Origin of the sequence: Tardiphaga sp. 839_C3_N1_4 (genome assembly GCF_051811045.1) — a bacterium.
GTDB lineage: Bacteria > Pseudomonadota > Alphaproteobacteria > Rhizobiales > Xanthobacteraceae > Tardiphaga.
In genome coordinates this window covers 5,099,755-5,123,928 of sequence record NZ_JBPWQD010000001.1, presented here as the reverse complement: position 1 = coordinate 5,123,928, position 24,174 = coordinate 5,099,755, and the positions used below count along the sequence as shown (strand labels likewise).

At 62.3% G+C, this 24,174-nt stretch carries 23 protein-coding genes; 9 read left to right on the top strand and 14 right to left on the bottom strand.

What is annotated here, in order from left to right; all coding sequences use genetic code 11:
• Positions 1 to 5: 5 nt before the first annotated feature.
• Entirely contained in the window at positions 6 to 1,151 is a 1,146-nt protein-coding gene (locus tag AB8A38_RS24490) for an alpha/beta fold hydrolase (protein WP_315844238.1), read from the top strand.
• Positions 1,152 to 1,165: 14 nt separating this feature from the next.
• Here AB8A38_RS24490 and AB8A38_RS24485 read toward each other — a convergent pair whose 3' ends face one another.
• On the bottom strand, positions 1,166 to 2,923 hold the full coding sequence (locus AB8A38_RS24485; protein ID WP_315843751.1) for an acyl-CoA dehydrogenase family protein: 1,758 nt from the start codon (positions 2,921 to 2,923) through the stop codon (positions 1,166 to 1,168).
• A gap of 91 nt (positions 2,924 to 3,014) precedes the next feature.
• Here AB8A38_RS24485 and AB8A38_RS24480 point away from each other — a divergent pair, with 91 nt between their 5' ends.
• Together AB8A38_RS24480 and AB8A38_RS24475 are read left to right on the top strand one after the other, a co-directional pair.
• Positions 3,015 to 3,716 carry an SDR family NAD(P)-dependent oxidoreductase gene (locus AB8A38_RS24480; protein WP_315843752.1) on the top strand — a complete coding sequence of 234 codons (702 nt, stop codon included), beginning with the start codon at positions 3,015 to 3,017 and terminating at the stop codon, positions 3,714 to 3,716.
• 21 nt (positions 3,717 to 3,737) lie between these two features.
• On the top strand, positions 3,738 to 4,571 hold the full coding sequence (locus AB8A38_RS24475) for an enoyl-CoA hydratase (protein ID WP_439087738.1): 834 nt from the start codon (positions 3,738 to 3,740) through the stop codon (positions 4,569 to 4,571).
• A gap of 7 nt (positions 4,572 to 4,578) precedes the next feature.
• Here the strand turns inward: AB8A38_RS24475 and AB8A38_RS24470 are convergent, their stop codons facing one another.
• Entirely contained in the window at positions 4,579 to 5,487 is a 909-nt protein-coding gene (locus tag AB8A38_RS24470; protein ID WP_439087737.1) for a LysR family transcriptional regulator, read from the bottom strand.
• Between the two features lie 120 nt (positions 5,488 to 5,607).
• Here AB8A38_RS24470 and AB8A38_RS24465 point away from each other — a divergent pair, with 120 nt between their 5' ends.
• Positions 5,608 to 6,447 carry an oxidoreductase gene (locus tag AB8A38_RS24465; protein WP_439087736.1) on the top strand — a complete coding sequence of 280 codons (840 nt, stop codon included), beginning with the start codon at positions 5,608 to 5,610 and terminating at the stop codon, positions 6,445 to 6,447.
• Between the two features lie 105 nt (positions 6,448 to 6,552).
• Here AB8A38_RS24465 and AB8A38_RS24460 read toward each other — a convergent pair whose 3' ends face one another.
• Positions 6,553 to 7,164, bottom strand: a complete 612-nt coding sequence (locus AB8A38_RS24460) for a GNAT family N-acetyltransferase (protein WP_439087735.1) — start codon at positions 7,162 to 7,164, stop codon at positions 6,553 to 6,555.
• 30 nt (positions 7,165 to 7,194) lie between these two features.
• Positions 7,195 to 7,398: a DUF1127 domain-containing protein gene (locus tag AB8A38_RS24455; RefSeq protein WP_439087734.1), complete on the bottom strand. Its 204-nt coding sequence runs from the start codon at positions 7,396 to 7,398 to the stop codon at positions 7,195 to 7,197.
• 136 nt (positions 7,399 to 7,534) lie between these two features.
• Between AB8A38_RS24455 and AB8A38_RS24450 the strand changes: the two genes are divergently transcribed.
• The 3 genes from AB8A38_RS24450 (at position 7,535) to AB8A38_RS24440 (ending at position 9,980) form a co-directional block, all read left to right on the top strand.
• A complete protein-coding gene (locus AB8A38_RS24450; RefSeq protein WP_439087733.1) occupies positions 7,535 to 8,449 on the top strand; it encodes a transcriptional regulator GcvA in 915 nt (304 codons plus the stop codon).
• Between the two features lie 86 nt (positions 8,450 to 8,535).
• The gene (locus AB8A38_RS24445) at positions 8,536 to 9,495 is read left to right on the top strand and encodes an MBL fold metallo-hydrolase (RefSeq protein WP_439087732.1); all 960 of its coding nucleotides are present in this window, start codon (positions 8,536 to 8,538) and stop codon (positions 9,493 to 9,495) included.
• Complete coding sequence (locus tag AB8A38_RS24440) at positions 9,492 to 9,980, top strand: CinA family protein (protein WP_439087731.1); 489 nt, start codon at positions 9,492 to 9,494, stop codon at positions 9,978 to 9,980. The genes AB8A38_RS24445 and AB8A38_RS24440 overlap by 4 nt, the downstream gene beginning before the upstream one ends.
• A 7-nt stretch (positions 9,981 to 9,987) precedes the next feature.
• On the opposite strand, the gene AB8A38_RS24435 is transcribed toward AB8A38_RS24440, so the two are convergent.
• The 7 genes from AB8A38_RS24435 to AB8A38_RS24405 form a co-directional block, all read right to left on the bottom strand.
• Positions 9,988 to 10,971, bottom strand: a complete 984-nt coding sequence (locus tag AB8A38_RS24435) for an ABC transporter ATP-binding protein (RefSeq protein ID WP_439087730.1) — start codon at positions 10,969 to 10,971, stop codon at positions 9,988 to 9,990.
• Entirely contained in the window at positions 10,968 to 12,383 is a 1,416-nt protein-coding gene (locus AB8A38_RS24430) for an amidase (RefSeq protein WP_439087729.1), read from the bottom strand. The genes AB8A38_RS24435 and AB8A38_RS24430 overlap by 4 nt, the downstream gene beginning before the upstream one ends.
• A complete protein-coding gene (locus AB8A38_RS24425) occupies positions 12,380 to 12,577 on the bottom strand; it encodes a hypothetical protein (protein WP_120287058.1) in 198 nt (65 codons plus the stop codon). Before AB8A38_RS24425 ends, AB8A38_RS24430 begins: the two co-directional genes overlap by 4 nt.
• 1 nt (position 12,578) lies before the next feature.
• Complete coding sequence (locus AB8A38_RS24420; protein WP_439087728.1) at positions 12,579 to 13,640, bottom strand: ABC transporter ATP-binding protein; 1,062 nt, start codon at positions 13,638 to 13,640, stop codon at positions 12,579 to 12,581.
• A 4-nt stretch (positions 13,641 to 13,644) separates the two neighbouring features.
• Complete coding sequence (locus AB8A38_RS24415; RefSeq protein WP_439088595.1) at positions 13,645 to 14,523, bottom strand: ABC transporter permease; 879 nt, start codon at positions 14,521 to 14,523, stop codon at positions 13,645 to 13,647.
• 28 nt (positions 14,524 to 14,551) lie between these two features.
• Positions 14,552 to 15,505 carry an ABC transporter permease gene (locus AB8A38_RS24410; protein WP_089265970.1) on the bottom strand — a complete coding sequence of 318 codons (954 nt, stop codon included), beginning with the start codon at positions 15,503 to 15,505 and terminating at the stop codon, positions 14,552 to 14,554.
• 173 nt (positions 15,506 to 15,678) lie between these two features.
• A complete protein-coding gene (locus tag AB8A38_RS24405) occupies positions 15,679 to 17,346 on the bottom strand; it encodes an ABC transporter substrate-binding protein (protein ID WP_439087727.1) in 1,668 nt (555 codons plus the stop codon).
• 234 nt (positions 17,347 to 17,580) lie between these two features.
• Here AB8A38_RS24405 and AB8A38_RS24400 point away from each other — a divergent pair, with 234 nt between their 5' ends.
• Both AB8A38_RS24400 and AB8A38_RS24395 read left to right on the top strand, forming a co-directional pair.
• Positions 17,581 to 19,179, top strand: a complete 1,599-nt coding sequence (locus AB8A38_RS24400; protein ID WP_315843766.1) for an ABC transporter substrate-binding protein — start codon at positions 17,581 to 17,583, stop codon at positions 19,177 to 19,179.
• 153 nt (positions 19,180 to 19,332) lie between these two features.
• Positions 19,333 to 21,024, top strand: coding sequence for an alpha-amylase family protein (locus tag AB8A38_RS24395; protein ID WP_315844239.1), 1,692 nt, complete (start codon positions 19,333 to 19,335; stop codon positions 21,022 to 21,024).
• 70 nt (positions 21,025 to 21,094) lie between these two features.
• Here the strand turns inward: AB8A38_RS24395 and AB8A38_RS24390 are convergent, their stop codons facing one another.
• From AB8A38_RS24390 to rocF, 3 genes are all read right to left on the bottom strand, one after another.
• A complete protein-coding gene (locus AB8A38_RS24390) occupies positions 21,095 to 22,681 on the bottom strand; it encodes an alpha-amylase family glycosyl hydrolase (RefSeq protein WP_315843767.1) in 1,587 nt (528 codons plus the stop codon).
• Between the two features lie 87 nt (positions 22,682 to 22,768).
• Positions 22,769 to 23,041, bottom strand: a complete 273-nt coding sequence (locus tag AB8A38_RS24385) for a hypothetical protein (protein WP_120287064.1) — start codon at positions 23,039 to 23,041, stop codon at positions 22,769 to 22,771.
• 131 nt (positions 23,042 to 23,172) lie between these two features.
• Positions 23,173 to 24,141 (bottom strand): arginase, encoded by a 969-nt coding sequence (gene rocF / locus AB8A38_RS24380; protein ID WP_315843768.1) that lies wholly within the window; start codon positions 24,139 to 24,141, stop codon positions 23,173 to 23,175.
• Between the last annotated feature and the right edge of the window lie 33 nt (positions 24,142 to 24,174).

Genomic DNA, 24,174 nt, shown 5'->3' with positions numbered 1-24,174 from the left:
CACCCATCGATCCCAACATTCTGCCGGCTGGAATTCGCTCGCGCTTTGTCGAGGACATCAACGGTTTGCGCGTCCATGTGCTGGAGGCCGGCTTCGAAACCAAGGGCCGGCCCTGCATCCTGCTGGTGCACGGCTTTCCCGAACTGGCCTTCAGCTGGCGCAAGGTGATGCCGCAGCTGGCCGCGGCCGGCTATCACGTGATTGCACCGGACCAGCGTGGCTATGGCCGCACCACCGGCTGGAGCGCCGACTATGATGGCGATCTGCGTCCCTTCAATCTGCTCAACCTCGTGCGCGATGCGGTCGGGCTGGTCGCAGCCTTCGGCTATCGCCATGTCGATGCGGTGGTCGGACATGACTACGGCAGCTCGGTCGCAGCATGGTGCGCACTGGTGCGGCCGGATGTCTTCAAATCCGTCGTGCTGATGAGTGCGCCCTTCGCCGGGCCTCCGCCGCTGCCATTCGGTACCGCCGATCAGCCGGCTCCGCCAAAGGCGGAAGATCCCGTGCATCGCGACCTCGCCGCACTGCCGCGGCCGCGCATCCACTATCAGTGGTACTACGCGACGCGCGATGCCAACGCGCATATGCAGCACGCGCCGCAAGGCGTGCATGATTTCCTGCGCGCCTATTATCATCACAAAAGTGCGGACTGGTCGGGCAATACGCCCACTCCATTGCAAGGCTGGACCGCGAGCGAACTCGCGAAATTGCCAACCTACTATGTGATGGACCGCGGCCAGACCATGGCCGAGACCGTCGCTGCGGAAATGCCGACGCCCGAGCAGGTCGCATTGTGCAAATGGCTGCCGGACAATGAGCTGGCCTTCTATGCCGGCGAATATGCCCGGACCGGCTTCCAGGGCGGATTGCAATGGTACCGCTGCAACACGACAGGCGCGTTCAATGCAGACTACGAGACCTTCGCCGGGCGCACCATCGACGTGCCCTCAGCTTTCATCTCGGGCAAGCAGGACTGGGGCATCTATCAGCGTCCCGGCGCCATCGAGGCCATGCAGAACAGCGCCTGCACGGACATGCGCGCGGTTCATCTGATCGACGGCGCGGGCCATTGGGTGCAACAGGAGCAACCAGAAGAGGTCAGCCGCTTGCTGCTCGAGTTCCTGAAAGACAACAGCCCGCCGTCATAGCCCCTGCGATCAGATCAGGCCAGCACGAGCCGGCCGGCCTCCGCCATACTGACATCGCGCTCGCCGAGCAGATGCGTGACGATCTGCTTCTGCGTCTCGGTTTCCACCAGCGCGAACGGATCGGGCGCCATCAGGCGATGATCGATGACAAGGCGCGACAACAGCAGACGCCGCGCATCGCCGCGTCGTGCGTGGATGCGGTGCGCTTCCCATGTGAGTGCCACGGCACTGGCCACATGATACAGAGAACTGGTCGCACGGCGGGCGTCGCCTTCGTTGTCCGACCGTGCGGCGACCTCGCGCGCGAAGCCGATGGCACGGTCGGCGAGACCGCGCAGCCGATCGCGCCATGCCTGTGGCACGCTCGGAGAATCGTCCAGCCGCGCATGCAGATCGGCCGCAAGCGCGGCTTCCGCGCCATGCCGGCCCACGGCACGCGTCAGCGCATCCAGCGCTACGATATTGCCGGTGCCCTCCCAGATCGAGCCGAGATGCGCATCGCGCAGCAGCCGCGCGGTGGCGAATTCCTCGATGTAACCGACACCGCCGCGCATCTCCATCGCATCGCCGCAGACCTTGCGCGCATCACGCGTGGCACGGAATTTCAGCGTCGGCGTCAGGATCCGCAGCAGCGCTGCGGCGTCCTGGCTGCCGGCTTCGGCGCGGTCCAGCGCATCCGCAGTGAGGAAGCTCATCGACAACGCCTGCTCGGTCGCCACCATGATCTTCATCAATTGCCGCCGCGCCAGCGGCATGTCGATGATGCGCTGGCCGAATACGACACGGCCGCGCGCGACTGCCATCGCATCGTGCCAGGCGCGGCGCATCAGCGAGGTCGACTTCACGCCATTCGAGAGACGCGACGAGTTCACCATCTCGGCCATCTGCACGAAGCCGCGATCGAGCTTGCCAACGGCATATGCAATGGCGCCCTCGAGCTTGATCTCACCTGACGCCATCGACCGCGTACCAAGCTTGTCCTTCAAGCGCACGATCCGGTAGTGATTGGGCGTGCCGTCATCGAGCGTCCGCGGCATCAGGAACAGGCCGACGCCCTTGGTGCCGCCGACCGCACCTTCCGGCCGCGCCAGCAGCATCACGACCTTCGCATCGGCATTGGAGCAGAACCACTTTTCTCCATACAGCCGCCAGTGATCGCCCTCCTGCACGGCCCGCGTCGTCAGTTTGCCGACGTCGGAGCCGCCTTCCTTCTCGGTCATGAACTGGCCGCCCTGGGTCAGCTTGCTCATGTCGGTCTGCGTCAAGCCGTCGAGATATTTCGCCTTCAGTGCGTTATCACCATAGTTCGAGAGCAACTTGGCCGCCCCATCGGTGACATTGATGGGACACCCCATGCCGAACTCGGCCTGGTTGAACAGGAACGTAAAGGCGTGTTTGGCCGCCACCGGATAGGTCGAGGGCCAGCCCATGATCCCCTTGCGATGCGACAAAGCGTGAATGCCGAATTCGCCGAAGGCTGCGTTCTCAAGCTCGCGATAGGCCGGGTGATATTCCACCCACTGCACGTCCTGGCCGAACTTGTCGCGCTGATGCAGCACTGGTCCATGCTTGTCGGCCATCCGCCCCGCTTCATCGAGCGGCCCACCAACAAGACCGCCCAGCCGATCAAGATGCGGTTCGATATGGTTGAACAGATCCTCCGGCAGATGAATACGCAGCAGATCGGTCAGCGCCGGATCGGCGCGGTAGAAGTTCATGCCGGACGTATCGGGTGCGATCAGATTGGCGGCAATCTGGGCGTGGGCGTTCATGACGACCTCTTGTGTTTGGCAGTTGCGTTTCCATCTTCATCATGCGCCTGCCGCGCCAGCGAATAAAGTGCCCCAGCCGGAGATTTGATCCATGGAAATTCCGCATTACGAAACCGCTTTGATCGTCGGCGTCGGTGAGGGTATCAGCGCATCGCTGGCGAGGCTGCTGTCCAAACATGGCATCCGCGTCGCACTCGCCGCCCGCAATCCTGGCAAGCTGGATGCGCTGTGCCAGGAGACCGGCGCCAAGGCCTTTGCCTGCGACGCGACCCAGGCCGAAGATGTGGCCAGACTGTTTGCAGATGTCGAACGCCAGATCGGCGCGCCGGATATCGTTGTCTACAACGCCAGCCAGCGCGCCCGCGGGCCTTTCATCGAGCTCGCACCTCCCGATGTTGCACAAGCCATCGCAGTTAGCGCCTTCGGCGGATTTCTGGTCGCGCAACAGGCATTGCAGCGCATGTTGCCCAACAAGCACGGCGCCATCCTGTTCACTGGTGCCTCCGCGAGTATCAAGGGCTTTGCGCAATCGGCTCCCTTCGCCATGGGCAAGTTCGCTTTGCGTGGCATGGCCCAGTCGTTGGCCCGCGAATTCGCGCCGCAGGGCATTCACATCGCCCACTTTGTCATCGATGGCGGTATTCGCAGTTCAGTCCGCGTTGAGCCAGCGGACAGGCCGGACTCGATGCTCGACCCCGATGCCATCGCCATGAATTACTGGAACGTGCTACAGCAGCCCCGCAGTGCATGGAGTTCGGAGCTCGAAATCCGTCCATGGGTCGAGAAATTCTGACGCGAGAACGGGGCGAGACACATGAGCGAAGCCGTAAAGGTCATCGACACCGGCACCAGTGAACTGCTGTGTGAGATCCGCGAGCGCGTGGCCGTCATCACCCTGAACCGGCCGGAAGCGCGCAACTCGCTGTCGGACCATCTGACGCCCGCATTGCGCACAATGATCCGCACCTGCGGCGAAAATCCTGATGTCGGCGCGCTACTGATTACCGGCGCCGGCACCGCCTTCTCTTCCGGCGGCGACGTGAAGGGCATGGGCGCGCATCGCAAGCAGACGGTGCTGGAGATGTCGTTCGACGAGCGTGTCGCCGATCTGCAGGAGCGCCAGCGCCTCCTGACCGGCGCCCTCGTTGCCGTGCGCAAGCCCACCATTGCCGCGCTCCCAGGCCCTGCTGCAGGTGCGGGCCTCGCCATCGCCATGGCCTGCGATATCCGCATCGCCGCGCAATCGGCTTTCGTCTCGACAGGCTATCTGCGCGTCGGTCTCAGCGGCGATTACGGCATCGCCTGGCTGTTGACGCGTCTCGTCGGCACAGCCCGCGCGCGCGAGCTGATGTTCACCGCCGAAAAAGTCGAGGCAAGCCGCGCCGAAGCCATCGGGTTGTTCAACCGCGTGGTGCCCGACGACAGGCTGCAGGACGAGGCTTTCGCGCTGGCGCGCGGCATGGCGCAGGGGCCGACGCTGGCACTGCGCTATATGAAGGACAATCTCGACGAGGCACTGGCCTTCGATTTTGCGACGGCGCGGGACCATGAAGCCGAGCGGCTGATCCGCACGACCATGACGGCAGATCACCGCGAGGCGGTGCAAGCCTTCATCGAGAAGCGCAAGCCGAACTTCTCAGGCAACTGAAACGCATCTAGGTCTTCGACTTTGCAGGAGCGGGCGTTTTGGCAAAATCGATGAAGGCGCGTAATGCCGCCGGCAGTTGTCGCCGGCTTGGATAATACATGAAGAAACCGGGATAGGCCGGACACCAGTCGGCGAGGACACGCACCAGTTTGCGTTTGGCGATCAACTCCTCGACCTGCCCTTCGAACACGTAAGCCAGTCCGGCTCCGTCCAGCGCGGCGTCCACCATCAGATCCTGATCGTTCAAAGTGAGCGCGCCCGCGACATCGATCTCGAGCTCGATGCCGCCGCGCTCGAACTCCCAGCGATACAGCGCGCCACCCCAGAAGCGATAGCGGATACACGGCAGGTCTTTCAGCTCGTGCGGCGTCTGCGGCGGCTTGTGCTGCTTGAAGAAGCCGGGTGACGCAACAACGGCCGATCGCTGCCGCGTGCCGATCGGCACCGCGATCATGTCCGCCGCAACAGTTTCGCCGAAACGGATGCCCGCATCGAAGCCGGCAGAGACCATATCGACAAGACCGTCATTCACGGCAATCTCGACATTGATCTCCGGATAGGCTTTCAGGAATCGCGTGACGATCGGCAGCAGCACGAGCTGTGCCGATTGCCGGGCGGCGTTGAAGCGCAACGTCCCCGCCGGCTTGCCGCGAAAATGATTGAGGTCTTCCAGCGCATCAGTGATGTCCTGAAACGCCGGACTGACCCGCGCGAACAGCCGCTCGCCCGCCTCCGTCAGCGCGACGCTGCGGGTGGTGCGGTTGACCAGCCGGATATCCAGCCGCTCCTCGATGCCGCGCAAGGCGTGGCTCAGCGCGGAGGCGGACACGCCAAGTTCAATGGCGGCATTGCGAAAGCTGCGATGCCGGGCAATCGCCAGAAAGGTGGCGAGGTCGGCCGGACCGATCAGGCTCATTGTTGAATCCAACTCATTAACACATGAAATAAATAGAGGATTATTTCAGTTCTGGCGAGCCGCTAATTGTCGCCCATCAGCCCGGCACTGACGCGGGGCCATTACGAAAGGGAGATCATCATGCGTGTCTGGTTCATCACAGGAGCATCCCGCGGTTTCGGCGCCCTCATTGCGGCAGAAGCTTTGGCCCAGGGCGATGCCGTCGTTGCAACGGCCCGCGATCCCAATGCTGTCACCGCACGTCTCGGCACGCATGAGCGCCTGCTGGCGACGCGGCTCGATGTCACCAGCGAGACAGAGGCCCATGAGGCCGCAGGTCAGGCCGTGAAGAAATTCGGCCGCATCGATGTGCTGGTCAACAATGCCGGCTATGGCCTGCTCGGCGCGATCGAGGAAGCCAGTGCCAAGGAAGTCGAACGTCTCTATGCCACCAACGTGTTCGGCCTGCTCGGCGTCACCCGTGCCGTGCTGCCGCATATGCGCCGGCAGGGCTCTGGTCACATCATGAACATTTCATCTGTCGGCGGATATGCAGGCTTTCCGGGCTGGGGCGTCTATGGCTCGACCAAGTTCGCGGTCGAAGGCATCAGCGAAGCGCTGGCCGCCGAAGTCGCGCCGCTCGGCATCCATGTGACCGTGGTCGAGCCCGGTTTCTTTCGCACCGACTTTCTAGACGATAACTCGCTGGTGCGCACCGCACTGGAGATCGGCGACTATCACGCCACCGTCGGCAAGACTCGCGGCCATGCCGCCGACGCCAATCATGCGCAGCCCGGCGATCCCAGCAAGCTGGCAAAGGCCTTCATGCAGCTCGCGGCTGCCAAGACCCCTCCGGTCCGCTTGCCGCTCGGCAGCGACACGGTTGCGCGGATCGAGAGCAAGCACGCTTTTGTCGAAAAGGAACTGGCTGCGTGGCGCGACGTGGCCACATCGACAGACTTCGCGAAAGGGACGGCATAGGCGCCGTCTTCAGGACATGCAGATGCGACGAAGCAATCCTGAGCTAGAGAGGGATTGAATTGCTTCGTCGCATCAAATCTTGCCTGAACGTGGCGAGCGCCGCGCTTAGGCAAGTATCGGCTGCAGGGATTGCGCTGCGAGGCGCCAGACCGCACATGGGTTTGCGGTTGGCACCGTATCGATCTGCTTTACGAAGCGCACCTGCTTCCAGTCGCCCGGCGTCGGCGCGAATGTGAAGCCGGCCTTGCGGGCCAGTGCGAGCATTGCCTCGTTGGAGCGCAATGTATCTCCGAAGAGCTGGTCGGCTCCGAGCGCAGCAGCACGGCATTCCAGATTGGACATGAGTGCCATGCCAATGCCCTGCCCTTGCATGAAGTCGGCTACGGACAGGCCCAGCTCGAAACGGGACGTCGCTTCATCGAACGCGTAGCGGGCCTCGCCGACAATGGTCTCCGAGCCATCGCGCGAGATCGTCGCGACGACCGAGAAGCTGTCAGCCTCGCCGACATGGATGAACTTCTCGAGCTGCCCGGCCGGCAATTCGCTGGCGGCGCCCATGAAGCGATTGTAGCGCGAACGCGTCGACAGACCGCGAAAATAGCCCTGCAACGCGTCCGCATCGTGAAGCTCGACAAACCGAACCGTCACCGCAACCCCGCTGCGTGACAACACCACATCGGAATACTGACCGAGGTCATCGAGGTTGAGATGTTGCATGACAGCTGCTCCCGGACGATCGGATCGTCCCTATGCGCGCCAGAACGGCTTGCTGGCCTCGGCCATCACGTCGCCCACCGAAAGGCCGGCGTCGTGGATGTCACGCTCGCTCCAATGCGCCAGTTCGCGGCGTTGATGGGCGCGCTCTCGCCACACGTGAAACGTCTCAGCGATTGCCGCCACGGTGAGCGGAGCATGATGATTTGTCATCGATTCATGGGTGCAAGTAGACATTTTGCTCTCCCGAAGCTAAATTTACTCAGGAAATATCGGCTTCATTCTCACATTGCACAAACGACATTGTGCACCGCGTCACATGACACAAACTCATGTGTGGCAAGAGCGGTGGATCGCCAGGGAGAGAGCGCGGATGAGCACCCGGTTGCCGTCACTCAACGGACTGCGCGCCTTCGAAGCCGCCGCACGCCATCTGAGCTTCACCAATGCGGCAAGCGAACTGAACGTCACGCAGACGGCGATCAGCCATCAGATCAAGCGGCTGGAGGACGAGCTCGGTCTCAAACTGTTCGTTCGGCAGAACCGCGCGCTCGCACTCACCCCGCAAGGACACGATTATCTGCCGGGCGTTCGCGCCGCCTTCAACGACCTTCGTCTTGCCACGGACCGGCTCAAGCGCCGCGACAACGACCACGTGCTGACCGTGAGCACGCTGGCATCGATGGCGTCGAAATGGCTGCTGCCGCGCATCTCGATGTTCCAGAAAGCCCATCCCGATATCGATGTGCGCATCACGACGTCGACCAGCATGGTCGATTTCAAGAGCGGCGATGTCGACGCAGCGATCCGCTACGGCCGCGGCCAGTGGCCGGGCTTGCGCGCGGACTGGCTCACCGCCGATCATCTGTTTCCGGTATGCAGCCCTGCGCTCCTGACCGGCAAAAAGGCGCTGCGACAGCCGCAGGACCTTGCTGGCTATACGCTGCTGCATTCGAGCGGCGGCTATGACGATGACTGGCGGCTCTGGCTCACCGCCGCCGGACTGCCGGCCGATATTTCGAAGCAACCGGATCTGACCTTTGACATGATCTTCATGACGCTGCAGGCCGCCATTGATGGCCTCGGCGTCGCGATCGGCCGCACCACCTATGTGGAAGGCGACCTGGCCAAGGGCCGGCTGGTGGTGCCGTTCGACATCAGCCTGCCCGCCGATGCCGGGTTCTATCTGGTGTCGCCCGAAGCCTCTTCCGACTCGCGGAAGCTGAAGGCCTTTCGCGACTGGCTGCTCTCGCAGGTCCCGCCGGAACGTGACCGCCCTGGCCGCTGATCGGCATTGCCGACATCACGTGTTCGCGAGCAGATCGTCATCCGAAACATGCTAGAAGTCTGGCCTGTTTCGGAATGGAGCTTGCGATGAATCGGACGACACTGGCCGCGGTTTTCACCCTTCTGGCGCTGGCGCCTGCGCTCGCACAGCAGGCGTCCACACCGCCGCCGCCCGACTTCTCGAAGGTCGAGGTCAAGACCACCGACCTCGGTGACGGCGTCTACATGCTCGAAGGCCAGGGCGGCAACATGACGCTCGCGACGGCCAAATCAGGCGCTATCCTCGTCGACAGCCAGTTTGCCCCGCTGCACGACAAGATCAACGCGGCCATCACTGCGGTGACGCCACAGCCGGTCAAGTATCTGGTCAACACGCATTTCCACGGCGACCACACCGGTGGCAACGAGGCCTTTGCCAACGCAGGCGCGACCATCGTCGCCAACGTCAAGGTCAGAACCCGCCTGAAAAAGGGCACCACGAATTTCCTGACCGGCGCGCAGAATCCACCTGCGCCGAAGGCGGCGCTGCCGACCAACACCTACACGCATCAACTCAAACTCAGTCTGCCCGGCCGCATCGCCGAACTGCGCCATCCCGACAACGCGCATACCGATGGCGACACCTATGTCTACTTCAAGAGCGCCAATGTCATTGCGACCGGTGATACATTCACCAACGGCCGCTATCCCAATATCGACGTCCTCAACGGCGGCAATATCAAGGGCATGATCGCAGCGACCGACGCCTATCTGAAATTGGCGAATGACAACACCAAGATCGTTCCCGGCCACGGTCCGCTCGCGAACAAGGCTGCGCTGATCGACTATCGCACCATGCTGGTGACGGCGCGCGATCGCATGGCCAAGCTGATCAGGGAGGGCAAGACCGAAGACGAGGTTCTGGCGGCCAAGCCATTTGCCGATCTCGACGCCAAATGGGCGCCGAACGAAACCGCCAGCAAGAATTTCATTCGCGCTGTCTACGGATCAATGGCGAAGAAGCCGTGGATCAGGCCCTGGTCTAAACCTTGGGGGAAGAAGTCATGAGAGATCTCATTCCCCTCGCCGAGAAGATCGCGATTGAGCTGATCGCGCGCAAACAGACCATCGGCATAGCTGAATCCTCGACCGGCGGGTTGATCTCCGCAGCACTGCTCGCAGTGCCCGGCGCCTCCGTCTACTTCATCGGCGGCGGCGTGATCTATACGCGCGATGCACGGCGCGTGTTGATGGATATTTCCGATGACGCGTTTAGGATACCGGGCATGCGCTCATCTTCAGAGCCCTACGCGCAACTGCTGGCGACCCAGATCCGCACCCGCCTCGGATGCGACTGGGGACTGTCGGAGACCGGCGCCACCGGCCCCTCCGGCAATCGCTATGGCGACGCCGCCGGCCATAGCTGCATGGCCGTCGCCGGCCCGCGAAACGAGGTCATGACGCTGGAGACGGGCAGTAACGACCGGTCCGGCAACATGCACAGCTTCGCGCAGACGGCGCTGACGTTCCTGCTGAAGAATTTGGCGGGGTAGGAAGGCGTCAGGCCGGCACTGCCGCTGCCGCCTGCTCCGCCAGAATACACCGCACCACACGATTGTCGGCAAGTTCGACATTCGGCGGCGGCGCCTCGACGCAACGCGGCTGGGCGAATTTGCAGCGCGGCGCGAAGGAGCAATTCACCGGCGGCTTGTCGAGCGACGGCGGCGTGCCGGGAATGGTCTCAAGGCGCGCGCCGCGCTTGGCGCCGTGCACGGTGGAGGCCAACAGCCCCTGCGGATAGGGATGCACGGCCGAGCGCACGATCTGGCTTAGCGTGCCCTGTTCGACGATCTGGCCTGCATACATCACCGCGACACGGTCACAGATCTCGATGGCCACGCCGATATCGTGCGTGACGAAGATGATCGACATGCCGAATTCACGCTGCAGCTCGCGTAGCAAGAGCAGGATCTGGATCTGCACGGTGGCATCGAGCGCCGTGGTGGGCTCGTCCGCGAGCAGGATCTTCGGCTTGCAGGCCAGCGCTAGCGCGATCATCGCGCGCTGCCGCATGCCACCGGACATTTCATGCGGATAGGCATCGAGACGACGCTTGGCGGAAGGAATGCGCACGACCTCGAGCATTTCGAGCGCGCGCTTCACACCCTCGGCCTGACTCTTGCCCTCGTGACGCATCACGCTTTCGGCGATCTGCTGACCTATCGTATAGACGGGGTCCAGCGCCAGGGCCGGTTCCTGGAAGATCATCGACACCGTCTGGCCGCGAAATGCCGACAGCTCATCATCGTCGAGCGCCAGCACGTCCTTGCCGAGCACGTTGACCGTGCCGGTGATTTGCGTGCGCTTCTTCGGCAGAAGCCGCATCAGCGCGCGCAAGGTGACGCTCTTGCCCGAACCGGACTCGCCGAGCAGCCCGAGCACCTCGCCTTCGCCGAGCGTGAGATTGAGATCGTTCACCGCATAGACGGTGCGTTCGCCGCCGAACCGGACATTGAGATTGCGAACGTCGACGAGATTGCTCATGCCAACTCCGGGCACTGTTTGTGGAAGTCGGTCGCGCGCTGGAAGGCCGCACCGATGGTCAGCAGCGTCGCTTCGTCGAACGGGCGACCGATCAGCTGCATGCCGACCGGAAGTTTCGACTTGGTGAAACCCGCCGGGATCGAGAGACCGGGCAGACCGAGATAGTTGATCGGGCGCGTGAAGCGCGTCAGGCGCTGGATCATCGCTTCGGCGCCCGAGCTGTTACCGACATCGGTTTCCGCAATGGTCGGAGCCGCGCCGGGCGAAACCGGAGCGAGCACGGCGTAAGTCCCGGTGACTGCCGCCAGATAGGCGGCGAGCGCCGGACCACGCCAGCGCAGTGCCTCGATATAGGAGACGCCGGTGATCGCGAGACCGTTCTGCAGCCGCATCAGCACCTGCGCGCCGTAATCCTGCGGCCGCTCGATCATCCAGCGCTTGTGCATCGCCGCAGCTTCCGTCGCGAGCACGAACTGGCAGGCTGCCGTGAGCTGGCCCTGATTGGGCAGATCGACCTCGACGATCTTGATGCCTTCATCCTTCAGCGCCGCGATGGTGTTCTGCAAAACGGCCGCCGTATCGGCGTCGAGGTCGTCGACATAGAACGCCTTGGGAATGCCGACGGTCATACCTTTGGCGGACACGCGCGTCGCCGCCATGTAGTCCGGCACAGGGTGCGTGCTGGTGGTGGGATCGAGCGGATCGGCACCGGCCATCAGGCCGGTCAGCAGAGCGCAATCCTCGACAGTACGCGCCAGCGGACCGACCGTATCGAGCGATTGCGACAGCGGCATCGCACCGGCGCGGCTGACCAGCCCCACCGTCGTTTTCAAACCGGAGACGCCGCAGAAATGCGCCGGCAGACGGATCGATCCGCCAGTGTCGGAGCCGAGCGCCGCATAGGTCAGGCGCGCGGCAACGGCCGAGCCCGAGCCGGACGATGAACCGCCGGTGACGTGATCGACATGCCACGGGTTATGCACGGCGCCGTAATGCACGTTGTGACCGAGCGGGCCGTAAGCAAATTCCACCATCTGCAATGAACCAAGCCGCACCGTACCGGCATCCTTCAAGCGTTGCAGTGACGTCGCCGTCGTGGTCGCAACCCAGTCGCGGCGAATATGCGAGCCGCAGGTCACGACGTGCCCTTCGTCGTAATACATGTCCTTGTGCGCCAGCGGCACGCCGTGCAGCACGCCGCGGCTTTGCCCCTTGGCGAGCGACGCATCGGCCGCGTCCGCCGCCTTCAGCGCTGCATCGGCCTCGATCGACATATAGGCGTTGAGGCTCGGCTGCGATTTCACGGCACGATCGAGGCACGACTGCGTGGCTTCGCGCGACGAAATCTTCTTGCTTGCGATCGCGTCGGCGACTTCCGTCAGCGACAGCAATGCGGGTTCGGTGACGCTCATTTGGCAGCCTTCGTATTCTGAACAGCGAGGAAGGTCGCGGGCTCAAGATCGAACGGCAGCGTCCCAGCCACAGCCGCGAATCCCTCGAACGCCGGCCCGATCGAATTGGCGATGCGCTCCGCAACCTCGTCGGAGGCCGGAAGGCCGCTGACTTCGGTCAGCGCCTTGATCTGCTTGGCAGTCGGTTTGGTCATGTCAGTGCGCTCCTGCAGCAGGTGCTTTGCTGTGTCCCGAACCCGGGATCGCCATGTAACAGGCGGCCTGGTGGCCGGTCAGCGTGATTTCAGTCAGCTTCGGCGTGGCCTCGCCGCACATCGCTTCGGCAAAGGGGCAGCGTGTGTGGAAACGACAACCGGACGGTGGGTCGATCGGATTCGGCGGATCGCCGGTGATCGGCGGCGTTTCCGTCCGCTTGTCGGGATCGGACGACGGCATCGCGGCGAGCAGCGCGCGCGTATAGGGATGTGCTGGCCCGTCCCAGACTTCGTCCACCGGGCCGAGTTCAACGACCTCACCGAGATACATCACCAGCACGCGGTCGGAGATGTAACGCACCACGTTGAGATCGTGGCTGATGAACAGATAGGTCAGACCGAACTCGCGCTTGAGATCGACCAGCAGGTTGAGCACCTGCGCCTCGACCGATTTATCGAGCGCCGAGACCGCTTCATCGAGAATGACGAGACGGGGCGACAGCGCCAGTGCACGCGCGATGTTGACGCGCTGACGCTGACCGCCGGAGACTTCATGCGGATAGCGGTTGGCGAAAGTCTCGGGCCGCAGACCGACCTTGCCGAGCAGCTCGCGCGCCAGCAGCCGCGCGGCCTTGTCAGCCATGCCGTGCACCTTCGGCCCGAAGGCGATCGATTCCTCGATGGTCAGGCGCGGATTGAGCGAGGCGTAGCTGTCCTGAAACACCATCTGCATGCCACGGCGCAGTTCGCGCAGCGAGAGTTCGCGCCCGACGGTACGGCCGTCATAGATGATGTCGCCGGAATTGCGCGGCATCAAATGCATCAGCAACCGCGCCGTCGTCGACTTGCCGCAGCCGGACTCGCCGACAATGCCAACGGTTTCGCCCTTGGCGATGGCGAACGACACATCGTCCACCGCGCGCACGGTCTTGCTCGGTGCGAACAATCCGCCGCGCACGGGGAAGTGCTTGGTCAGACTGACCACCTGTAACAGCGGCTGTGCAACACCGCCAATGTCTTCCAGCGGCTCCAGCTTGTCGATTTCTTCTACAATATCACTCATGCCATCAGTTCCGGATATCCATGGCACTGCGCATGCCGTCGCTCAGCAGATTGAAACAGATCGACACCGCGAAGATCATCGCGCCTGGGAGTGCTGCCACCCACGGATTGACATAGATCGCGGTGCGCAGCGTGTTCAGCATCAGACCCCATTCCGGCTCCGGCGGCTTGGTACCGAGGCCGAGGAACGACAGGCCGGCAGCGAGGATCATCGACACCGAGATCAGGCCAGTCGCGTAGACGAAGATCGAACCCAGCACGTTGCCCAGCATGTGCACGCGCATGATGGTGAAAGCGTTCGCGCCGGAGGCACGCGCGGCTTCCACATAGTCCATGTTACGCACGCCCGTGGTAACGCTCTCGGCGACACGCGTGATCTGCGGCACGAAGACGATGGTCAGCGACACGATCGAATTGACGATGCCGGCGCCGAGCGCGCCGGAGATCGCGATGGCCAGCAGCACCGACGGGAACGCGTAGAACACGTCGACGGTGCGCATGATCGCGGTATTGAGCTTGCCGCCGACATAGCCGGCCACAACGCCAAGACCCGTCCCGATGATGAAGGCCAGGATCACCGGCAGGATGCCGATCAACAGCGACAGACGGCCGCCATAGATCAGGCGCGCCAGCATGTCGCGGCCGAGTTCGTCGGTGCCGAGCGGATAATTGGGCGTACCGATCGCGCGCAGGCGACGGATCATCGAGCCCTGATAGGGGTCTGCGAGATGCAGATAGGGCGCAAAGATCGCCACCAGGAAGATCAGCAGCAGAATGAACGCGCAGGCCATGCTGACTTTGTCGCGCACGATGCGGCGGCCGACCGTGGCCCAATAGCCGCGGGCCTTGGTGGCAGGCGCCGCCTGCAATGCGGTGTCTGTCATTACAGTCATGAGAGGATATCCAGCATGGTCAGCTCCGCTTGATGCGCGGATCGATCGATGCCTGCGCGATATCGACCAGAAGATTGAGGAACACGAAGAACAGCGCCAGCACCAGGATCGTGCCCTGCAGCAGCGGCAGGTCACGCTGGAAGATTGCGGAGTTCAGAAGAAGCCCCGAACCGGGCCACGAGAACACGGTTTCGATCAGGATCGAACCGCCGAGCATGTAGCCGAGCTGCAGGCCCATCACGGCCAGCGCCGTGGGCGCCGCATTCTTGATGACGTGGCGAAACACCTTGGTTTCCTGCAGGCCTTTGGCGCGCAGCGCTTCGACGAAATCCTGCGACAGGATGTCGCCGGTGAGCGCACGCACCGTGCGGGTCACGATGCCCATCGGAATGACCGATGTCGTGATCGCCGGCAGCACAAGATATTTGATGTGCTCCCAGTCCCAAGCCCATGAGCCGGAGCCGCCCGGCCCTGCGCCAACCGCAGGCAGCCAGTTGAGCTGCACCGAGAAGATGATGACCAGCACCATACCGAGCCAGTAATGCGGCACGGACACGCCGGCGATGGCGATCGAGGTTGCGACCTTATCGATCCAGGTATCGCGGAAATAGCCGGCGATCAGCCCGAAAAACAAACCGAGCGTGAAACCGATGGCGGCGGCCGCAATGGCCAGTGTCACGGTATTGCCGACGGCTTTCATCACCTCCGCCAGAACAGGACGTCCGGTGGCGATGGAGCTGCCGAGATCGCCGTGTAGCGCGCGCCACAGCCAAAGGCCGAACTGGACCGGTAGCGGACGATCGAAGCCGTAGGCGACGCGCAGTTGCTGCGCCAGCTCCTGCGATGCGTCAGCGGGAAGAATGGCAACGAGCGGATCGCCGGGCGTAATGTGCACCAGCAGGAAACACACCAGCGCCACGCTGAGGACGATAGGAATCACATAGACGACGCGTCGCGCGATATAGACGAACACTGATCACCTTCGGTTCAGACTCTGCCCCCTCGTTCGTCATGCCCGGGCTTGACCCGGGCATCCACGTCTTTGCAGCGAAGAGGGCATGGATGGCCGGGTCAAGCCCGGCCATGACGTGGAGAGGTTCGTGCGAATATCAGCGGCACAATGTGCGGCCGATATTCGCTTGTTGCTTACGGCGTGATCGACACCGGCGAGAAGTCGACGAACCAGCTCTTCGGCTGCACAAAGCCCTTGATCTTCGGGCTCAGCGCACGCGGACCGACATCATGGGCCACGTAGAGGAAGGCTGCGTCATCGACCGAAGCGGCGTGCAGCTCGGCCAGCGCCGCGTCACGTGCCGTCGCATCGAAGGTGGTGCGTGCCTTGGTCACGAGTTCATCGAATTTCGGATTGTTGATGAAGCCCCAATTGTTCGAGACCGGCGGCGCCATCGACGACTGCAGGAAGCGTACCAGGGCGAAGAACGGATCCATCGCCGCATAGGTGACGTTGGTGGCGTTGGAGCCATTCGCCGAGGGATCCTTGACGCCGCGGCGCCAGTTGGTGAACAGCGTGTTCCATTCGATGACGTCGAGCTTGACGTCGAAGTAGCACTCCGCCAGCGCCTGCTGCAGATATTCGTTCATCGGCAGCGGCAGCATCTGGCCGGAGCCGGACGCCGAGGTCTGTGTCTTCACTTCGAGCTTCTTGGTAGGGCCGTAACCGGCTTCCTTCATCAACGCTTGTGCTGCCTTCAGATCATACTTGATTTCGAAGGTCGGCTTGCCGCGCCAGGGGTGACCGGGCTCGAAGGTCCCGCTCGCGGGCACCATCAGGCCAGCGAGCAGACCGTCCTTCAGGCCTTCGCGATCGATGCAGAGATTGGCGGCCTTGCGGACGCGGATGTCGTTCCAAGGCGAGCCTTCGGCACGGGAGAACTGCCACGGCCAGACATGCGGCTGCTCGTTCTTCTCGATCTTGAAGCCACGCGCGGTGATTTCCTTGACCGCGTCGGGTGCCGGCGCCTCGACCCAATCCACCTGCCCCGACAGCAGCGCAGCGGTGCGTGCGTTGGCTTCCGGCATCGGTAGCAACACCATCTTGTCGGTTTTCGGAACGCGGTCCTTGTTCCAGTAGGCGTCGTTCTTCACCAGTTCGAGACGCTCGCGCGGCGTGAACTTCGACATCTTCCACGGGCCGGTGCCGGAGGCTTCGCGCGCGAAGGCCGCCCATGCGGCCTGCGACTTGGCCTTGGCGTCGGCGCCTTCGGCCTTGTCGAACAGCGCCTGCCACTTGGTGGGGCTCGCCATAAAGAGGTTGGTGAGATTGATCGGCAGGAAGGAGTCCGGCTCTTTCGTGGTCAGTTCGACGGTCATGTCGTCGATCTTCTTCGCCGACACCAAGGTTGGCATACGCGAGGCGGTCACACCAACCTGGCTGGCGTCGAACTGGACTGCATCTTGTTTGAGCACCTTGTCCACATTCCAGACGACGGCATCCGCATTGAAGGCCGAACCATCGTGGAAAGTGACGCCGGGACGCAGCTTGAAGGTCCACTTCTTCTTGTCGGCGTCGTCCACCTTCCATTCAGTGGAGAGCGCCGGGATGACAACACTCGCCTTGGTCGCGGACGACAGATCCCAGCCGGTCAGGCCGTCATACATCGTGTTGCCGGTGAAACGATTACCTTCGAAGCCCTGATCGGGCTGGCCGAGCGTGCGCGGAATATCGGCAGCGGTCATGCCGATGCGCAGCACCGTCTCGGCGCGCGCCACCTGCGGCAAGGTCAGGGCCGTAGCGAGCGTCAGCAAGGTGATTGCTGCCGCGAGACGGCTCTTTGTCGGCTTTTCGATACGCATCGTAATCAGTCCCTCTTGGCTTTGGATGACACGTTGGCTCTCGCCAGTGTTGGCTTGTTCTAAACTGGCTAATTCTTATGCAACGCTTGTGCCAAGGCCTGCAACCTTGCACCGCAATGACTCAAACTGCGGCACTGCAGCACACCAGCACACACCAACCGTTCGAAATGCCCAATCTGGCATCAGGATTGCAGGTATCTGGCAGACAATATCCCACCATACGGAGTCTGGTTTATGCGCGTTCGAAGCTCGTTGTTTGTTGCGGCCATCGCCGCCGCCATAGGTGCAGCCGCGCCGGCGCAAGCCGAAACGGTGGTGCGCTATGGCATCTCGATGGCGGACGTGCCGCTGACCACGGGTCAACCCGATCGCGGCGCCGGCGGCTACCAGTTCACCGGCTATACGATCTACGATCCGCTCGTCGCCTGGGAAATGGATGTCGCCGATCGTCCGGGCAAACTCATTCCCGGCCTCGCCACCGAATGGAAGGTCGACGACACCGACAAGACCAAATGGCGCTTTACTTTGCGCAAGGGTGTCAAGTTTCACGATGGCAGCGACTTCAACGCCGATGCGGTGATCTGGAATCTCGACAAGGTGCTGAACGAGAAGGCGCCGCAATTCGACAAGCGCCAGAGCGCGCAGGTGAAGACCCGCCTGCCCTCGGTCGCGAGCTACGCCAAGATCGACGACGGCACTGTCGAGATCACCACCAAGACCGTCGACTCCTTCTTCCCGTATCAGATGCTCTGGTTCCTGGTCTCCAGCCCGGCGCAGTATGAGAAGGTCGGCAAGGACTGGGACAAGTTCGCATCGCAGCCGTCGGGCACCGGCCCGTTCAAGCTGACCAAGCTCGTTCCGCGCGAGCTCGCCGAGCTCAGCAAGAATCCGGATTACTGGGACAAGAAGCGCATTCCGAAAGCCGACAAGCTCGTGCTCGTGCCCATGCCGGAAGCCCTCACCCGCACCAACGCGCTGCTCGCCGGTCAGGTCGACCTGATCGAGACCCCTGCTCCCGACGCTGTGCCGCAGCTCAAGGGCGCCGGCATGAAGATCGTCGACAACGTCACGCCGCATGTCTGGAATTATCACCTCAGCGTGCTGCCGGGTTCACCCTGGACCGACGTCCGCTTGCGCAAGGCGCTCAACCTCGCCATCGATCGCGATGCCGTCGTCGCGCTGATGAACGGACTCGCCAAGCCCGCCATCGGCCAGGTCGATCCGTCGAGCCCGTGGTTCGGCAAGCCGACATTCAAGATCAAGTATGATCTTGCCGAAGCCAAGAAGCTGGTGAAGGAAGCCGGCTACGGCCCGGAGAAGCCGCTGAAGGCGACGTTCATCATCGCCAATGGCGGCACCGGCCAGATGCTGTCGCTGCCGATCAACGAATTCCTGCAGCAGAGCTTCAAGGAAATCGGCGTCGAGGTGGAATTCAAGGTCGTCGAACTCGAAGTTCTCTACACCGCATGGCGCAAGGGTGCGGCCGACGACAGCATGAAGGGCATCACGTCCAACAACATCGCTTACGTCACCTCGGATCCGCTCTACGCCATCGTGCGCTTCTTCCACTCCGGCCAGATCGCACCGGTCGGCGTGAACTGGGGCGGCTACAAGAACCCGAAGGTCGATGCGCTGATCGACGAAGCCAAGAACACGTTCGATCCGAAGAAGCAGGACGAGTTGCTCGCCGAAGCCCACGCGCAGATCGTCGACGATGCCGTGCTGGTCTGGGTAGTTCACGACACCAACCCGCATGCGCTGTCGCCTAAGGTGAAGAAGTTCGTGCAGGCCCAGCACTGGTTCCAGGACCTGACCACAATCGGTCTCGACTGAGCTTCGGCACACCAGCCGATCGCATTATCAACACGCCGTCGGGCAACCGGCGGCGTTTTTGTTTGCAATGAGAACGATGGATACCGCCGGCGAAAACGGAACCCTCGCTTGCGCCACGACTTGAACCGCACCGTCCTGCATACCGGTGCCATCATGATCGACGACCTCTGGTACAAAAACGCCGTTTTCTACTGCCTGTCCGTCGGCAGTTTCATGGATGCCGACGGTGACGGTTGCGGCGATTTCAAGGGCCTCACGCGGCGGCTTGACTACATTCATGGCCTCGGCATTACCGCGATCTGGCTAATGCCGTTCCAGCCGTCGCCCGGCAAGGACGACGGCTACGACATCTCAGACTATTACGGCGTCGATCCGCGCTACGGCACGCTCGGCGACTTTGTCGAATTCACCCATGGCTGCCACCAGCGCGGCATCCGCGTCATCATCGATCTCGTGGTCAACCACACCTCGGACCAGCATGCCTGGTTCAAGGACGCGCGCAGCGCCAGGGATTCGAAGTATCGCGACTGGTATGTCTGGTCGGACAAGAAGCCAGCCAATGCCAACAAGGGCATGGTGTTTCCCGGCGTGCAGAAATCGACCTGGACCCACGACACCACGTCGAAGTCCTGGTTCTTCCATCGCTTCTACGATTTTCAGCCCGACCTCAACACATCAAATCCCTATGTACAGGCCGAGATCCTGAAGATTATGGGCTTCTGGCTGCAGCTCGGCGTCTCCGGCTTCCGCATGGACGCCGTGCCCTTCGTGATCGCCACCAAGGGACCGAAGGTCAATAAGCCGACCGAACAATACGACATGCTGCGCGCCTTCCGCGAATTCCTGCAATGGCGCAAGGGCGATGCAATCATTCTCGCCGAAGCCAATGTGCTGCCGGAAACCGACATGGAATATTTCGGAGACGATGGCGACCGCATGCAGATGATGTTCAACTTCCACGTCAACCAGAACCTTTTCTATGCGCTGGCCTCCGGCGATGTACGTCCACTGGCGGCGGCCATGAAGGTGACCAAGCCGCGCCCGGCGACGGCGCAATGGGGCTTGTTTCTGCGCAATCATGACGAGCTCGATCTTGGACGGCTGACTGAAGAGCAACGCCAGACGGTGTTTGCCAAATTCGGCCCGGACAAGGACATGCAGCTCTACGACCGCGGCATCCGCCGTCGGCTGGCGCCTATGTTGGGCGGCGACCGGCGCCGGCTCGAACTCGCTTATAGCCTGATGTACACGCTGCCCGGCACACCGGTGCTGCGCTATGGCGACGAAATCGCCATGGGCGACGATCTATCCCTACCGGAGCGCAATTGCGCGCGAACGCCGATGCAATGGTCGACCGAGCCGCATGCCGGCTTCACCAAGAGCGACAGGTCGAAAAACCCGGTGATCAACAAAGGCCCCTATGGCTACGACCACGTGAATGTCGCCAAACAACGCCGCGATCCCAATTCGATGCTGAACTGGACCGAGCGCATGATCCGCATGCGCAAGGAAGTGCCGGAGATCGGTTGGGGCGACTTTGCCATCATCGCCACGCGCAATCCGGCCGTGCTCGCGATCCGCTATGACTGGCGCAACAACTCGGTCTTGTTCGTGCATAATCTCGACGAGAAACCCTGCGAAGTTACCTTTGCTGTCGGGATAGACGGCCAGCAGGGCGAACACCTGATCAACCTTCTGGCTGAAGACCACAGCCGCGCCGACGCCAAAGGCAAGCATCATCTGATGCTGGAGGCCTATGCCTATCGCTGGTATCGTGTCGGCGGTCTGGATTATCTGCTGCGCAGAAGCGACATCGATGGCGAGACGGATGCGCATCCGGGATAATCGCACCAGCCCCTCCGCGTCATTGCGAGCGCAAGCCAGGCAATCCAGGAAGATGGCTGATGGACCTGAGCTATCGTAACCTTACAATAGCGCCCTCATTGCCGCGCAACTCCAATTGGCCCGACACGTTCTCGCCCTTACGATCCAGCGCCGTCGCCAGCAAAATCTCGCCGCCCTCCACATGCAATACGACAGGCTCACCGCTCAAATTGAGGGCAATCAGGAGCGCCTGCCCGTCATAGACGCGCCGATAGGCCAGCACATCGCCCGCAGCGTCCACAGGCTCATAGCCGCCGAACACAAGCTCAGGCATGTGCTTGCGCAAATCGATCAGCTTCACATAGAGGCTAAGAATCGAATGGGGATCGGCCGCAAGCGCCGCCGCATTCTGATGCGGATAGTCCGCATCCAGCGGCAGCCAGGGCTGGCCGGTCGTGAAACCCGCATGCTCGGTGGCACCCCATTGCATCGGCGTGCGGCATCCGTCGCGGCCGAGACCAATCCCAGGCACATTCTTTTCGAACGGATCCTGAACCTGATCCGGTGCAATAGGCACCTGCTTCATGCCGATCTCGTCGCCATAGTATAGCGTCGGCGTCCCGCGTAGCGTCAGCAGCAACATCGCAGCGACGCGCGCCTGGGCCATGCCAACCCGGCTAGCGACGCGCGGCCGGTCGTGATTGCCGAGCACCCAGTTCGGCCAGGCGCCGAGCGGCAGTGCGGCTTCGTAGCGCGCGATCAATTCGCCGATGGCAAAAGCATTCCACGGCGCGGAGAGCAGCGCAAAATTGAACGGCAGATGCGCGCCCGACAGGTCACTTCCGTAGTAGGCGACCAGCCGATCGAACGGGAGATAGATCTCGCCGATCAGCACGCGATCGTCGAATTCATCGACCACGCGGCGCATTTCGGCGACCACATCCAGCGTCTCCGGCCGATCGGTCGAGTAGAGCGGCAGGAAAGCCTCGTGTGGCGGGCGCCCGGCCGTGAAATTCGGATTTGCAGGGTTATCGCGAAATTCAGAATCCTTGATCAGATGCCAGATCACATCGACGCGAAAGCCATCTACGCCGCGGCGCATCCAGAACCGCATCACCTCATAGATGGCGTCACGAACGGCAGGATTGCGCCAGTTCAGGTCGGGCTGTTTGTCGAGAAAGGCATGATAGTAATATTGCTGGGTGGCCTCGTCATATTGCCAGGAGCTGCCGCCAAACTCCGACATCCAGTTGGTCGGCGCGCTGCCGTCCGGCTTCGGATCGTGCCAGATATACCAATCGCGTTTGGGATTATCTGATGATGACCGGCTTTCGACAAACCACGGATGCTGATCCGAGGTGTGGTTCGGCACCAGATCGAGAATGATCTTCAGACCATGACCGTGAGCCGCAGCCACCAGCGCATCGAAATCGGCCGACGTACCGAAAATCGGATCGACGCCGATATAGTCTGATATGTCATAGCCGAAGTCTGCCATCGGAGACGGGAAGATCGGCGACAGCCAGATCGCGTCGATGCCGAGCCGCCGCAGATAAGGCAGCCGGCCAACGATGCCCGCGAGATCGCCGATGCCGTCTCCGTTCGAGTCCTGAAACGACCGCGGATAGATCTGATAGATGGTACCGGCCTGCCACCAGACTGTCGCTGCAGTTGCCATGGTCCTGTCACTCAATGTTCTGAGGCTTCCATCACGCACGAAAAAACGGCCCTTCCGAGGAAGGGCCGCCTCTCGTTCGGCGTAATATTAGTAGCGTTCGATGACAGTACGACGTTCGACGCCGCCATCGTAATAGCCACGATCGCGGTCGCGGCTGCGCTTGATGATCACGGTCTCGTTGCGGTCACGACGATCGCGGTAGTACCCGCGATCATAGTCGTCGCGATAGCGGTCGCGGCCGACGGCGCCAACCGTAACGCCTCCCGGACCGACGCCAACGCCGAACTCCTGGGCCTTGGCTGGAATTGCGCTGCTGATGCCCGCCGCAGCAACGGCGATGATGGCAAGATGCTTAATCATGACGTGCTCCTCGTGTGTGAACCATGAGGTAGCAATCCCGCACTGCAGGGTTAGTTCCGAGAGCATGACAAAACGATCACGCGTAACGCGCACGAAAGCCCGGAACCAATCGAGGTTTTGCCGAACGTGAACTAGCCGGGCGGTATAATTGCGTTGCTCGGTGTCGGCCGATCGGTGATCTGCTGCCCGAACAGGCTGCCGACCAGCTCGACCATCACCCGTGCGGTACGCCCGCGCTCGTCCAGAAACGGGTTGAGCTCGACGACATCCAGCGAACACATCAGGCCGGAATCGTGCAGCAGCTCCATGATCAGATGCGCCTCACGATAGGTCGCGCCGCCGGGCACCATGGTGCCAACGCCGGGCGCTGTTGCAGGATCGAGGAAATCCACATCGAAGGACACATGCAACACGCCGTTGCGCGCCTTGACCCGCTCGATGACACGGCGGATCAGAACTCCGACACCGAACTCGTCGATCTGCCGCATATCTGCAATGGCCACCTTGCGTGCGTGCACCAGCTCTTTCTCGAGCTTGTCGATGGAGCGAATCCCGAACAGATCGAGATTGTCAGGCTTGATCGATGCGCGCGGATCAACGCCGAGCAAGCCATCCAGACCGGGCTCGCCGCACAGAAAGGCCGCGGACATGCCGTGCATGTTGCCGGTGATGGTCGTGTGCGGCGTATTGTAATCGGCATGCGCGTCGAGCCACAGCACGAACAGTTCGCGCCCCTGCTCGTGCCAGTGTCGCGCCACGCCATTGACCGATCCCATGGACAGGCTGTGATCACCCCCCACGAAGATCGGCAGCGCGCCCGATTTGGCAAGCGTGTAGGCTCGCGCACTCAACGCCTGGATCCAGCTCTGGATCACACGGTAATGCTTGGCATTCTCCGGCGGCGTATCTGTCGACAGAGGCACAGACGGTGGCATGAGGTCACCATGATCCTCCACCTCGAAGCCAAGCTCCTCCAGCAGCGGCCCCAAGCCTGCCGTCCGCATGGCCGCCGGCCCCATCAAAGTCCCGCGCTGCGAGGCCCCGACTTCAACTGGCGCGCCCAGCAATGCGATGCGTTTGTGACGGGAGACGTCGGTCATAAGCAAAACTCCGGGCTAGCGACCCTCGCAGGC